Raw genomic sequence first — 12,747 nt, forward strand, 5'->3', positions numbered from 1 at the left:
CCTTGGGACACAACAGGCGCAGACGCCCCACCGGGGCGCGGCGCGCGACCTTCTCCGCGGTCGCGCTGATACTGGGCGGCGGTGGTCTGGTCGCCGCCAACGTGTTCGCCTCCGCGACCGAGACGGGGGCCAACCCCGCTGTTCCCCTGGGCAGTTCCGGCGTCGCCGCCACGGTCGACTGCCCCGACCTGAGCGAGCGGCTGACGACGGTCCCCGAACCGGCCAGGCCGGACGTCGACGGCGAACTCGCCCGCCTGGACGAGCAGATCGCCACCGCCTACCGTCAACTCCAGGACGCCGCACGCACCGCCGACGACGGCGAGGTCGACGAGGGCGCGATCCTCGACCCGTTGGAGAGGCAGCGGACGGAGACGATCGCACGCATCGTCACCGCCGTCGACGGCGCGGGGGACCGGCCCGAAGGACTGGAGGCGCTCGCGGCGTGCACCCTGCGACGCACCGCGGTCGCGACACAGGAGACGCCGAGCGGCAGCCCGGACGGGCAGCAGACGGGCGCGGGCGACGCGGCGGGCGACGGCGAAGGCACCGGAGCGGGCGACGACGCCGGCAGCGGGGAACAGCCCGGTCAGGGGCAGGAGCAGGGCAACGGCGGCCAGGCCGGCAACGGCCCCGTCGCGGCGGACTACGTCGACATCACGACCGTCCGGCCCAACGCCGTGAAGCCGCGCCAGGACAAGGACGCCTCCCGCGGCACCTTCGCCACCAGCTGCGGCGTCAACGCCGAGGGCCTGTTCAACTCCGACAACGTGATCGCCGCTCCCGGCGTGGGCAACGGCGCGCACCACTTCCACGACTACGTCGGAAACCAGGGCAACAACGCCTTCGCCTCCGACGACGACCTGGCGAACGCCGGCACCAGCTGCGCGGACCAGGGCGACAGGTCCTCCTACTACTGGCCGGTGCTGCGCCTGCAGAACGGCACAGCGGAACAGGACGCACAGTCACCCGGCGGCGGCATCGAGGGCAACGCCGGCGAGATCGTCACGCCGGCCGAGGTGACGCTGACGTTCGGCGGCAACGAGCGCGGCAAGGTCACGGAGATGCCGCGGCTGCTGCGCATCATCACCGGTGACGCGAAGGCGTTCGTCAACGGCAACACCAACGCCAACGCCTCCTGGAGCTGCACCGGTCACGAGGACCGGCAGCTGAAGGACAAGTACCCGCTCTGCCCGGCCGGCAGCGACGTGGTGCGCACCTTCACCTTCCAGAGCTGCTGGGACGGCCGCAACACCGACAGCGCCAACCACCGCACCCACGTGGCGTTCGCCGCCGCCGACGGCAGCTGCCCGGCCGGCTTCCGGCCCGTCCCGCGACTGGTGCAGCGCATCGTGTACGACGTGGACGCGCCGAGCCTCGACGACGGCGGCAGGACGACGCCCCTGTTCGCCGTGGACTCCTTCCCCGAGCAACTGCACAAGCCGGTCACGGACCACAGCGACTTCATCAACGTCTTCGACGAGGACCTGATGCGGGAGATGGTCGACTGCATCAACAGCGGCCGGACCTGCGGCCCGGGCGCGCCCCCCGCCCCGGACCCCGGCGAGAGCGAGGCCCCGCAGCAGCCGACCGGGACCCCGGCCCCGGAGACCCCGGAGACCCCGGAAATCCCCGAGACCTCCGCAACGCCGGACGACGGGAACGGCCAGGAGGCCCCGGAACAGCCGGGCGGCGACGACGGCGGGCAGACCGCCGCACCCCCGGCCGGGCAGACCGGCACCGCGCCGGCACCCACGGACGCCGGCCAGGACGGGAAAAGGCCCGAGCCCGCGGACCCGCCCGCGAACCCGGACCGGCCCGAGGCCACCCGCACCGCAGAGCCCAGGGCCGCCACCACGGCCGCCGGGACTCCGGGCGACGTGAGCAGCCCCGTGGCCGCGCCCGACAGGACGCGGGGGCCGGACGGGGGCGGCGCCGCGGCGGCCGCAGGCTCCGCGAGCGAGCCGCAGGGCACCCGGGGCGGACTCGCCGAGACGGGCTCGAGCCTGGGCCTGTGGCCCGCGGCGGCCGGAGGCGTCCTCTTCGCCGCCGGATGCCTGCTGCTGCTCCGCACCAGGCGCCGCGCCCGGTGACACGCCCGTGACGGCGCCGTTCGGTCCCGACGCCGGCCGGGACCGAACGGACGTCAGTCGTCGAGCGCGTCCTTGACGTCGCCCAGGTCGACGAACTTGAAGCCGGTGGCGGCACGTTCGCCGTCGCCCGGAGCGTCGTGGCCGTCCTGCACGACGAGCAGGCCGTCGGGATAGCGGCTGCCCAGCGGCCGGTTCAGCACCGCCGCTCCGTCGCACTCCTCGGAGCCGTCCAGCCGGGCCGAGGCGGCACCGACCCGGAACCCGCCCTCGTACTCGTTGTGCTCCTCCTGCTCGCGGTCGTACGCGGCGAAGGTGTCGTCGCCCTGGCTGGAGGCCAGCAGATAACCGTCGCCGTCGGACTCCTGGAGGAGCGTCAGCCCCTCCACGTCCGCGGCCAGCCGGCTGCCGCCGTACCCGGGGTCGGAGCCGGCCACGCACTCGTCGGCGGCCTCGTCGTACGTGGCCGGGACCCCGTACTCCCTCACCTTGTCCACCAGCCGGGGCGTGCCGGTGAGGTCGGCGCGCAGACGCCAGATGCCGACGTCCTCCTGCCCGGCGTACAGGGTGCCGTCGGCCGGGTCGACGACCATCCCCTCCACCTGGGGCAGTTCGCCGGGCTCGGCGCACGGCGACCAGTCGGTGCCGTTGGGCAGACGGAAGGACGCGGGCAGGTCCAGGGTGCGGACCGTGCGGTAGCCGACGTGTCCGGACGCCGTCGGGGTGAGCTCCAGCAGGGCGAGCCGGGTGCGCTCCCGCCGGCTGACCAGTGCGTAGGAACGCTGGGTGGCCTTGTCGGTCCAAGTGGCCAGGCCGTACACGGTGCGCTGGTCGTTGATCTCGGCCTGGCCGGCGGAGAACACCGGCGCGGCGGCCGGGTCGGTGACGTCCGTCAAGGGACGGCCGGGATCGGCCGCGTCGATGCGGTAGACGCGCAGGCGGTCGCTGCCGCGGTCGGTGGTGACCGCGAGGTCCGCCCGGCCGGTGGTCAGCCGCATGCCCTCCACCAGGTCGACGTTGTTGAAACGGCCGGGCGCGTCGTCGGGGCCCGGGGCCGGGGGAGCGGCCACCGACTGCACCAGCCGGGCGTCCAGGTCGTAGACACGCAGCCCGCCCTCCTTCGCCGTCGCGACGACGAGGCTGCGGTCGGGGTCGGCGGGGTTGCGCCAGATGGCCGGGTCGTCCGCGTCGGCGTTCCCACCGGCCTCGTCGTCGTACAGCGGAGCCGTCTCGGCCCGCGGCCGTACGGTCGGCAGCGCGTCGTCACCGTGCGCCGCGGCCGGTACCGCCGACAGGAAGGTGACGGCCGCGGCGAGGGCGCAGACGGCCGGTCGGCCGAGGTGATGCCTGGTCATCCCGGTACTCCTCAAGTCGAAGACATGACAACCACGTTTCATTCGGTGATCTTGATCGTCGTTTGGGTCGCCCGGGGGCCCTGCCGGTGACGGGAAGGCGTCCGGCGGGGGAACGGCGCGCGCAGCCCTCGTGTGCGTGAGGAGTCCGGTCCGGTGGCGTCGACGTGACCGTCGCGTCTATACGATGTCCGCGCAGGAGACGGGTGGCGGCGGAAGGGTGTGCGGGCGTGACGGATCACCGGCGTCCCCGGCGGCGGGGGCAGGGCGAGCTGGAGGCGCTGGTGCTCTCGGTGCTGCGCGAGGCGGAGGGTCCGGCGACGGCCGGGCGGGTGCAGGAGAGCCTGGGCGGGGACCTGGCCTATACGACGGTGGTGACCATCCTGACCCGGCTGCTCGACAAGGGCGCGGTGAGCCGGGAGCGTGCGGGCCGCTCCTTCGTCTGGACGCCCGCGGACCCCGCGGGTCTGGCCGCGCGACGGATGCGCGGGGTCCTGGACGCGGAGAGCGACCGCGGGGCGGTGCTGGCGAGTTTCGTGACCGGCCTCGACCCGGCCGACGAACGGCTGCTGCGCGACCTGCTCGGCGACGCGGCCCGGGCCGAGGGGGAAGACTGACGCCTCATGGGGGTCTTCGTCTTCCTTCCGCTCGTCCTGCCGCTGACCGCGTGGCCGATCGCGCGCCTGGCCGAACAGCACCTGCACCCGGTGTTCACCTCGGTGGGCCTGGCGGCCTGGGCCGCGGCGGCCGTGTCGGCGATGTCGTCCGCGAGCGCCGCCGTCACGATGTTCCTCGTCCTGCGCTCCGCGACGCCCCTCTGACGGACTCGCCCGTCCCGCCACCGACCGGCGTCGGAGCAACGGCCCGCGTCGCGACGGTTCGGCGCGGCAGTGCCCCGCGCAGGGTGCTGCCGCGCCGAGTACGCAGCTCCCACGCTAGGGATGCCGGAGCCGGTGGGGCGGTGTCCGGGACCCGCACGAACGCGTACGGGCCGCGGCCCGTCGCTGCTCGGCGGGATCCCGTGCCGCCGGGGGCCGTCAGCCCGTCAGCCCGGCGGCGAGCGTGGCGCCCAGTTCCCAGCAGGCCTCCAGGTCGGCCTTGGCGGGCTCACCCGCCACCGTCACGGCCGGGGCGGCGCGCTGCCAGCCGAGGCCGGTCGTCACCGACTCGATGCCGCGCACCGCACCGGTGGTGTCGCTGCCGCCGTGCACGTAGTAGCCGAAGGGCCGGCCCCGCGTCTCGTCCAGGCAGGGGTAGTAGACCTGGTCGAAGAAGTGCTTCAGGGCGCCGGACATGTAGCCCAGGTTGGCCGGGGTGCCCAGCAGGTACCCGTCCGCCTCCAGGACGTCGACGGCCGTGGCCGCCAGTGCAGCCCGCCGGACGACCCGGACACCCTCGATCTCCGGTGCGGTCGCTCCGGACACGACGGCTTCGAGCATCGCCTGGCAGTTCGGCGACGGGGTGTGATGCACGATCAGCAAAGTGGTCACACCCCGAAGCCTGCCGTCCGGCACCCTCCGGCCGCAACAGGCGCCGCGTGGCGGCTCACACGTCCGGAGCCGCCGTCTCGGTCAGGGTGCCGTCGGCCAGCCGCAGCCACCGGTCGACCCCGATCTCGCTCAGGAACCGCTCGTCGTGGCTGACCACCACGAAGGCTCCCCGGTAGGAGTTCAGGGCGCCCTGCAACTGCTCCGCGCTGACCAGGTCGAGGTTGTTGGTCGGCTCGTCCAGGAGCAGCAGGTGCGGGGCGGGTTCCGCGCACAGGACGCAGGCGAGGGTGGCCCGCAGCCGCTCGCCGCCGGACAGCACACCGACGGGCAGATGGGCGCGGGCGCCGCGGAAGAGGAAGCGGGCGAGCAGGTTCATCCGCTCGGCCTCGGGCCGCCCGGGAGCGTACGCGGCGAAGTTCTCGGCGACCGTGCGGTCCCCGTCGAGCAGGTCGAGCCGCTGCGAGAGGTACGCGACCCGCCCGTCGGCCCGCTTGACCGTGCCCTCCCCGGGCTCCAGGTCGCCGTTCAGCAGGCGCAGCAGCGTGCTCTTGCCGGCGCCGTTGGGGCCGGTCAGCGCGATGCGCTCGGGTCCCCGGACGGTCAGGTCGACGCCCTGGCCGGGAAACACGTCCCGGTCGCCGAGCCGGATCCGCAGCCCCTCCCCCAGGAAGAGGGTGCGTCCGGCGGGCACGTCGGTGTCCGGCAGGTCGAGGACGATGCGCTGGTCGTCGCGGAGCGAACGCCCCGCCTCGTCCAGCCGGGCCTTCGCCTCGCCGACCCGGCTCGCATGCGTCTGGCCCGCCCGGCCCGCGGACTCCTGCGCGCCCCGCTTCATGGTGCCGGCGAAGATCCGCGGCAGACCGGCGTTCTTGAGGTTGCGGGCGGCGTTGCTCGCCCGGCGCTCGGCCCGTTCCCGGGCCTGCTGCATCTCCCGCTTCTCCCGCTTCAGTTCCTGCTCGGCGTTGCGGACGTTCTTCTCGGCGACCTCCTGCTCCGCCCGTACCGCTTCCTCGTACGCGGTGAAGTCACCTCCGTAGAAGCGCAGTTCACCGCGGTCGAGTTCGGCGATGCGCTCCATGCGGTCGAGCAGGGCACGGTCGTGACTGACCAGCAGCAGACAGCCCTTGTAGTCCGACAGCACGTCGTAGAGCTTGTGCCGGGCGTCCAGGTCGAGGTTGTTGGTGGGCTCGTCGAGCAGCAGCACCTCGGGCCGCTTCAGCAGTTGTGCGGCGAGCCCGAGGGAGACGACCTGGCCGCCGCTGAGCGTGTCGAGGCTCCGGTCCAGGGCGACGTCGCCGAGGCCGAGGCGGTCGAGCTGGGCACGGGTGCGTTCCTCGATGTCCCAGTCGTCGCCGATGGTCGTGAAGTGCTCCTCGCCCACGTCGCCGGACTCGACGGCGTCGATGGCGCGGATGACGGCGGCGACCCCCAGCACCTCCGCCACCGTGAGATCGCCGGTCAGGGGGAGGGTCTGCGGCAGGTAGCCGACGGTGCCGGTGGTGGACACGGAACCGGCGCCGGGTCGCAGTTCCCCGGCGATCAGCCTGAGCAGGGTGCTCTTGCCGGAGCCGTTGGGAGCCACCAGACCGGTGCGGCCCGGGCCCACGGTGAACGACAGGTCCTCGAAGACAGGGGTGTCGTCGGGCCACGAGAAGGAGAGGTTCGAGCAGATGACGGCGGCGTCGGACATGGGTGACCTCGCTGAGGAGAGGGGCGGGGGAAGAGACACGCCCGCCCGGGACAGACAGGGAAAAGGGAACGACGAAATCGGCCACTGCGGCGGCGCTCCTGTGCGCCTGCCCGTGACCGTCAGTGCGGGGTATCACCCGCAGATGTCGTCGTCACCCACCATGTCCGGGACCTCTCGATACGCGATCAACGTCTCCACCAGACTAACAGCCGCCTCCCGCGAGACGTGGCTCGGCGCAGGACACGGGGTTCAGCGGCCGACGTGGCGCACCGCGTGAGTACACCGTGCCCTGCGGCGGTTCGGCCGTCCCCCGGCCAGGAACACCGGTCCCGGCGCCGCGAGACGACCGGCGACCCCTCCGGCGGGGTGCCTCCGGTTCCCGCCCGCCCGTGCGGACCGTAGCCACGCGGCCCGTCACGCCGCACGGCGAAGCCGCCCGCCCCAAGGGCGAGCGGCTCCGTCACGTGGGGCTGCCGGCGGCTCAGCCGACCGGCGCCGCCGGTCCCTTGCCGGCCGGTGCCGCGGAGGCCTCGCCGGACTCCTCGGCGAGACGTTCCATGCCGCTGGTGGTCTTCAGCGGCTTCTCCTTCAGGAACACGACGGCGACCAGCGCGAGCAGGGCGAACGGCGTGGCGATGAGGAACAGGTCCGCCGTGGCGACCGCGTAGGCGTGCTCGACGATCGACCGCATCGGGGCGGGCAGCGTGGACATGTCCGGCACACTGCTCTCGCCCGAGCCCTCACTGGTCGACGCGGTGATGCCGGCCTCCCTGAGCCCCTTGGTCATCTCGCTGGTGACCCGGTTGGCGAGGATCGCGCCGAGGACGCTGACGCCGATGGTGCCGCCCATGCTGCGGAAGAAGGACAGCACGGACGTCGCGGCACCCAGATCGGCGGCGGGCACGTCGTTCTGCGCGGCCAGCACCAGGTTCTGCATCAGCATGCCGACGCCGATGCCCAGCACCGCCATGTAGAGGCTCAGCAGACCGAAGTGCGTCTTGGCGTCGATCGTGGACAGCAGCGCGAGGCCGACGGCCATGATGACCGCGCCCGCCACCAGGTACCGCTTCCACTTGCCGGTCCGGCTGATCACCTGGCCGGCGACGGTGGACGACACCAGCAGGCCGAGGATCATGGGCAGGCTCATCAGACCGGCGACGGTCGGCGACTTGCCCAGGGAGACCTGGAAGTACTGGGAGAGGAAGACGGTCCCGCCGAACATGGCGACACCGACCAGGAGGCTGGCGACGGTCGTCAGCGTCACCGTGCGGTTGCGGAAGATGCCGAGCGGGATGACCGGCTCGGCGGTGCGGGCCTCGACGAAGACCGCGGCGGCCAGCAGCAGCACGCCACCGCCCGCGAGGGCGCCGGTCTGCCAGGAGGCCCAGTCGAACTCGTTGCCGGCCAGCGACACCCAGATGAGCAGCGCGCAGACACCGGCGACGATCAGGAAGGCGCCGAGCCAGTCGATCCGCACCTCGCGGCGCGTGGTCGGCAGCCGCAGCGTGCGCTGCAGCAGCGCGATGGCGAGCAGCGCGAACGGCACGCCGATGAAGAAGCACCAGCGCCAGCCCAGCCACGAGGTGTCGACCAGCACACCGCCGACCAGCGGCCCCGCCACGGTGCCCACGGCGAAGACGGCACCGAAGATGCCGGCGTACTTGCCCAGCTGGCGCGGCGGGATGACGGAGGCCATCACGACCTGCGCGAGGGCCGTCAGACCGCCGGCGCCGATGCCCTGCACGACCCGGCTGAAGATCAGCAGGCCGACGCCGTGGGAGAAGCCGGCCAGCAGCGAGCCGACGACGAACATGCACAGCGAGAGCTGGAGCAGCAGCTTCTTGTTGAAGAGGTCGGACAGCTTGCCCCACAGGGGCACCGTCGCCGTCATGGCCAGCAGTTCCGCCGTGACGACCCAGGTGTAGGACGACTGGCTGGCCCCCAGGTCGGCGATGATCGTGGGCAGCGCGTTCGAGACCACGGTGCCGGCCAGGATCGCGACGAACATGCCGGCCATCAGCCCGGACATGGCCTGGAGTATCTGCCGGTGGGTCATGGAGGTGGGAGGCGCGTCGTCGGGCGCCTGAGGTGCGGTCACGGCATCTCTTTCGGGTGATGGTGGGGTGGGTGTCGCGATCGTGCTGCGCTGCGGTTACGCGCCAGGAGCCGGAAGTCCGGCGGCGAGGAGGGTGAACACCTCGTGGAACACGTCCAGGAAGGCGGCCTCCTGCTGGTGGGCCGACCAGTGGTCCACACTGGTCCGCACCGCGGCGGTCGCCACCGCGGCCAGCAGCCGCGGGTAGAGGCCGGGGTCCGCGGGCCGTTCCCCGTCGCTGGGGGCGCCGCGCAGACGCGTGGCGATGGCATCGGCCAGGTCGGCCTCCGCCGCCATGTGCGCCCCGACGCCGCGCGCCAGGAGGTGCGGCGAGGCGTGCAGTACCTCGGCGTGCAGCCGCCACAGCTCGTGCTGCTGCTCCGCCTCGGCGAGCTCCGCGGCCATGGCCTCGCGCAGGGCCTCCAGCGGCGAGAGCCCCGCCGGTGCGTCGAGCACGGCGCGCCGCATCCGCGCGCCGGCGTCCGCGTCGATGACGACGAAGGCGTCCTCGCGTGTGTCGAAGTAGTTGAAGAAGGTCCGCACGGACACTCCGGCCGCGGCGCTGATCGCCTCGACGGTGACCTTGTCCGCCCCGTGCTCGGCGGCGAGCCGTACCGCGGCCTCGGCGAGGGCGGCACGCGTGGCCCGCTTCTTCCGCTCCCGCAGACCGCCACCGGCGGCACCCTTCTCCGACATAAGTTGCATGGTATGCAAAGATGCACGCCCTGCAAAATTCCGCCGCGCGGTACCATACCCGCAGGGGTATGCGGAGGAGGACGCGTGGAACTCGACATGTCGGCCGAGGAGCTGAAGTCGGCGCTCAACCGGCTGCGGCGTGCCCAGGGGCAGCTGGCCGGAGTCATCAGGATGATCGAGGAGGGCCGCGACTGCGAGGACGTGGTCACCCAGCTCGCCGCCGTCTCCCGGGCCCTGGACCGGGCCGGGTTCTCGATCATCGCGACGGGACTGCAGCAGTGCATGACCAGTGACGACCCCGAGGTGCGGAACTCCGCGCAGATGCGGGCCCGCCTGGAGAAGCTCTTCCTGTCCCTGGCCTGACCCCTCCCGCCGTCGGCCCCCGGTTGCGTCGGCCGACTTCGGCGTACGGCAGTGAAGTTGGGGTACATGCCGCGGACGTACGGTCGGCACCGGGGCCGGCGCCGGTGACGGCCGTGCCGCGTGCCACGCGCCGCGTCCTTCGCGCACCGGAGAACCAGGACCCGCGGCTCCCGCCGCCGTCGGCCGCCCCCCGTGGCGTGCCCCGGCGGGTCGCCGAGGCGTCCCCCGAGGCCCAGGTCCGTGTCGCCGGCGGCTGCGGACCGTCGTCGGCTGGTCGCGCGGTTCCCCGCGCCCCTGGAGACAGTTCCCCGTGCCCCCGGAAGCACGGGCAGTCGACGCGCCCCTGAAGGCGCCGGGAACCGCGCGAACGGCGCCCTCCGCCGGCAGGGCCCGCGCCGCCACCGCGCCCCGCCGCCTGATGCCGAGCGACCCCGTTCGGGAACAGACGTGACCCGAACGGCCCTGTCGGGTACCCGCCCGCTCCGCACGGGGTTGGGATGTGCAGGGCATCACCCGCGCCCCAGGAAGCGCACCCGCCCCGGCCCGACCGCTGTCCCGACACGGAAAGGACCCCCGATGTCCGTCGACACGCAGCAGGCGCCCCCCGGGCTCCCGGACGAGGAGCTCGCCACCCTGGACGCCCACTGGCGCGCCGCGAACTACCTCTCCGTCGGCCAGATCTACCTGATGGCGAACCCGTTGCTGACCGAGCCGCTGCGCCCGGAACACGTCAAGCCGCGCCTCCTCGGGCACTGGGGCACCTCGCCGGGCCTCAACCTCGTCCACACCCATCTCAACCGGGTGATCAAGGCCCGCGACCTGGACGCGCTGTGCATCTGGGGGCCCGGCCACGGCGGACCCGCCGTCCTCGCCAACTCCTGGCTGGAGGGCTCGTACACCGAGACCTATCCGGACGTCACCCGGGACGCGGAGGGCATGGCCCGGCTCTTCAGGCAGTTCTCGTTCCCCGGCGGCGTGCCGAGCCACGTCGCCCCCGAGACCCCGGGCTCCATCCACGAGGGCGGCGAGCTCGGCTACTCGCTCTCGCACGCCTACGGCGCCGCCTTCGACCACCCCGGCCTGGTGGTCGCCTGCGTGATCGGCGACGGCGAGGCCGAGACGGGCCCGCTGGCGACGTCCTGGCACTCCAACAAATTCCTCGACCCGGTGAACGACGGCGCCGTCCTGCCGATCCTCCACCTCAACGGCTACAAGATCGCCAACCCGACGGTACTGGCCCGCCTCCCCGAGGCCGAACTCGACGACCTCCTGCGCGGCTACGGCCATGATCCCGTCCACGTCACCGGCGACGACCCCGCCGCCGTCCACCGGGCGATGGCCCACGCCATGGACACCTGCCTCGACCGCATCGCCGCCATCCAGCGCGCCGCCCGCGAGAACGGCGGCGGCGACCGCCCCCGCTGGCCGATGATCGTCCTGCGCACCCCGAAGGGCTGGACCGGCCCCGCCGAGGTCGACGGCCTGCCCGTGGAGAACACCTGGCGCGCCCACCAGGTCCCGCTGGCCGCCGTGCGCACGAACCCGGAGCACCTGCACCAGTTGGAGCAGTGGCTGCGCTCCTACCGGCCCGAGGAGCTGTTCGACGACGCCGGAGCCCCGCGCCCCGCCGTCCTGGCCGCCGTGCCCGACGGCCCGCGCAGGCTGGGCGCCACCCCCTTCGCCAACGGCGGCCTGCTGCTGCGCGACCTGCCCCTGCCACCCCTGGAGACGTACGCCGTCGCCGTCGACAAACCCGGCGCGAGCATGCACGAGCCGACCCGGGTCCTCGGCGACCTGCTGGCGGACGTCATGGCCGCCACCGCCGACCGCCGCGACTTCCGCCTCGTCGGCCCCGACGAGACCGCATCCAACCGGCTCCAGGCCGTCTACACCGCCAGCGGAAAGGCCTGGCAGGAACGGACCCTGCCCGTCGACGAGGACCTCGACCGGCACGGCCGGGTGATGGAGATCCTGTCCGAACACACCTGCCAGGGCTGGCTGGAGGGCTACCTCCTCACCGGCCGGCACGGACTGTTCTCCTGCTACGAGGCCTTCGTCCACATCGTCGACTCGATGGTCAACCAGCACGTCAAATGGCTGCGCGTCACCCGCCGCCTGCCCTGGCGCGCCCCCATCGCCTCCCTCAACTACCTGCTCACCTCCCACGTGTGGCGCCAGGACCACAACGGCTTCTCCCACCAGGACCCCGGCTTCGTCGACCACATCCTCAACAAGAGCCCCGAGGCCGTACGGGTCTACCTGCCGCCGGACGCCAACACCCTGCTCTCCGTCGCCGACCACGCCCTGCGCAGCCGCGACTACGTCAATGTGATCGTCGCCGGCAAACAGCCCTGCTTCGACTGGCTGACCATGGAACAGGCCCGCGTCCACTGCGCCCGCGGAGCCGGCATCTGGGACTGGGCCGGCACCGAGGACGGCACCCGTGAACCCGACGTGGTGCTCGCCTGCGCGGGCGACGTGCCCACCCAGGAGGTGCTGGCCGCCGCCCAGCTCATCCGCCGCCACCTGCCCGACCTGGCGGTGCGCGTGGTCAACGTCGTCGACATCGCCCGGCTGCTGCCGAGCGAGGAACACCCGCACGGGATGAGCGACTTCGAGTACGACGGCCTGTTCACCGCCGACAAGCCCGTCATCTTCGCGTACCACGGCTACCCCTGGCTCATCCACCGCCTCGCCTACCGCCGCTCGGGCCACGGGCACCTGCACGTGCGCGGCTACAAGGAGATCGGCACCACCACCACGCCGTTCGACATGGTCCTCGGCAACGACATGGACCGCTACCGCCTGGTCATGGACGTCATCGACCGGGTGCCGGGCCTCGCCGTGCGCGCGGCGGCCGTGCGGCAGTGCATGGAGGACACCCGGCTGCGCCACCACGACTGGATCCGGGAACACGGCGTCGACCTGCCCGAGGTCGCCGACTGGTCCTGGGACGGCTGACCCGGCCCGCCTG

At 73.0% G+C, this 12,747-nt stretch carries 10 protein-coding genes; 5 read left to right on the forward strand and 5 right to left on the reverse strand.

Annotation, left to right across the window (positions count from 1 at the left end; all coding sequences use genetic code 11):
* Positions 1 to 2: 2 nt before the first annotated feature.
* Positions 3 to 2,090, forward strand: coding sequence for a DUF1996 domain-containing protein (locus IEZ05_RS26380; protein ID WP_189232746.1), 2,088 nt, complete (start codon positions 3 to 5; stop codon positions 2,088 to 2,090).
* Positions 2,091 to 2,143: 53 nt separating this feature from the next.
* Here IEZ05_RS26380 and IEZ05_RS26385 read toward each other — a convergent pair whose 3' ends face one another.
* Positions 2,144 to 3,442, reverse strand: a complete 1,299-nt coding sequence (locus IEZ05_RS26385; protein ID WP_189232747.1) for a phytase — start codon at positions 3,440 to 3,442, stop codon at positions 2,144 to 2,146.
* Positions 3,443 to 3,669: 227 nt separating this feature from the next.
* Between IEZ05_RS26385 and IEZ05_RS26390 the strand changes: the two genes are divergently transcribed.
* Both IEZ05_RS26390 and IEZ05_RS26395 read left to right on the forward strand, forming a co-directional pair.
* Entirely contained in the window at positions 3,670 to 4,056 is a 387-nt protein-coding gene (locus tag IEZ05_RS26390; protein ID WP_189232748.1) for a BlaI/MecI/CopY family transcriptional regulator, read from the forward strand.
* A gap of 6 nt (positions 4,057 to 4,062) precedes the next feature.
* The gene (locus IEZ05_RS26395) at positions 4,063 to 4,260 is read left to right on the forward strand and encodes a hypothetical protein (protein WP_189232791.1); all 198 of its coding nucleotides are present in this window, start codon (positions 4,063 to 4,065) and stop codon (positions 4,258 to 4,260) included.
* A gap of 216 nt (positions 4,261 to 4,476) precedes the next feature.
* Here IEZ05_RS26395 and IEZ05_RS26400 read toward each other — a convergent pair whose 3' ends face one another.
* From IEZ05_RS26400 to IEZ05_RS26415, 4 genes are all read right to left on the reverse strand, one after another.
* Positions 4,477 to 4,929, reverse strand: coding sequence for a flavodoxin family protein (locus IEZ05_RS26400; RefSeq protein WP_189232749.1), 453 nt, complete (start codon positions 4,927 to 4,929; stop codon positions 4,477 to 4,479).
* Between the two features lie 55 nt (positions 4,930 to 4,984).
* Complete coding sequence (abc-f, locus tag IEZ05_RS26405; protein ID WP_189232750.1) at positions 4,985 to 6,619, reverse strand: ribosomal protection-like ABC-F family protein; 1,635 nt, start codon at positions 6,617 to 6,619, stop codon at positions 4,985 to 4,987.
* A gap of 481 nt (positions 6,620 to 7,100) precedes the next feature.
* The gene (locus tag IEZ05_RS26410) at positions 7,101 to 8,717 is read right to left on the reverse strand and encodes an MDR family MFS transporter (RefSeq protein ID WP_189232751.1); all 1,617 of its coding nucleotides are present in this window, start codon (positions 8,715 to 8,717) and stop codon (positions 7,101 to 7,103) included.
* Between the two features lie 54 nt (positions 8,718 to 8,771).
* Entirely contained in the window at positions 8,772 to 9,419 is a 648-nt protein-coding gene (locus tag IEZ05_RS26415; protein WP_189232752.1) for a TetR/AcrR family transcriptional regulator, read from the reverse strand.
* 75 nt (positions 9,420 to 9,494) lie between these two features.
* Between IEZ05_RS26415 and IEZ05_RS26420 the strand changes: the two genes are divergently transcribed.
* Together IEZ05_RS26420 and IEZ05_RS26425 are read left to right on the forward strand one after the other, a co-directional pair.
* Positions 9,495 to 9,773, forward strand: a complete 279-nt coding sequence (locus tag IEZ05_RS26420; RefSeq protein ID WP_189232753.1) for a metal-sensitive transcriptional regulator — start codon at positions 9,495 to 9,497, stop codon at positions 9,771 to 9,773.
* Between the two features lie 576 nt (positions 9,774 to 10,349).
* On the forward strand, positions 10,350 to 12,734 hold the full coding sequence (locus tag IEZ05_RS26425) for a phosphoketolase family protein (RefSeq protein ID WP_189232754.1): 2,385 nt from the start codon (positions 10,350 to 10,352) through the stop codon (positions 12,732 to 12,734).
* Positions 12,735 to 12,747 lie beyond the last annotated feature (13 nt).

Source organism: Streptomyces flaveolus (assembly GCF_014648815.1).
GTDB classification, from domain to species: domain Bacteria; phylum Actinomycetota; class Actinomycetes; order Streptomycetales; family Streptomycetaceae; genus Streptomyces; species Streptomyces flaveolus.

Excerpts from the sequence above, each read along its gene's own strand:
- IEZ05_RS26385 (WP_189232747.1), bottom strand. The coding sequence starts at position 3,442 with ATGACCAGGCATCACCTCGGCCGACCGGCCGTCTGCGCCCTCGCCGCG.
- IEZ05_RS26395 (WP_189232791.1), top strand. The coding sequence starts at position 4,063 with ATGGGGGTCTTCGTCTTCCTTCCGCTCGTCCTGCCGCTGACCGCGTGG.
- abc-f (WP_189232750.1), bottom strand. The coding sequence starts at position 6,619 with ATGTCCGACGCCGCCGTCATCTGCTCGAACCTCTCCTTCTCGTGGCCC.
- IEZ05_RS26415 (WP_189232752.1), bottom strand. The coding sequence starts at position 9,419 with ATGCAACTTATGTCGGAGAAGGGTGCCGCCGGTGGCGGTCTGCGGGAG.
- IEZ05_RS26425 (WP_189232754.1), top strand. The coding sequence starts at position 10,350 with ATGTCCGTCGACACGCAGCAGGCGCCCCCCGGGCTCCCGGACGAGGAG.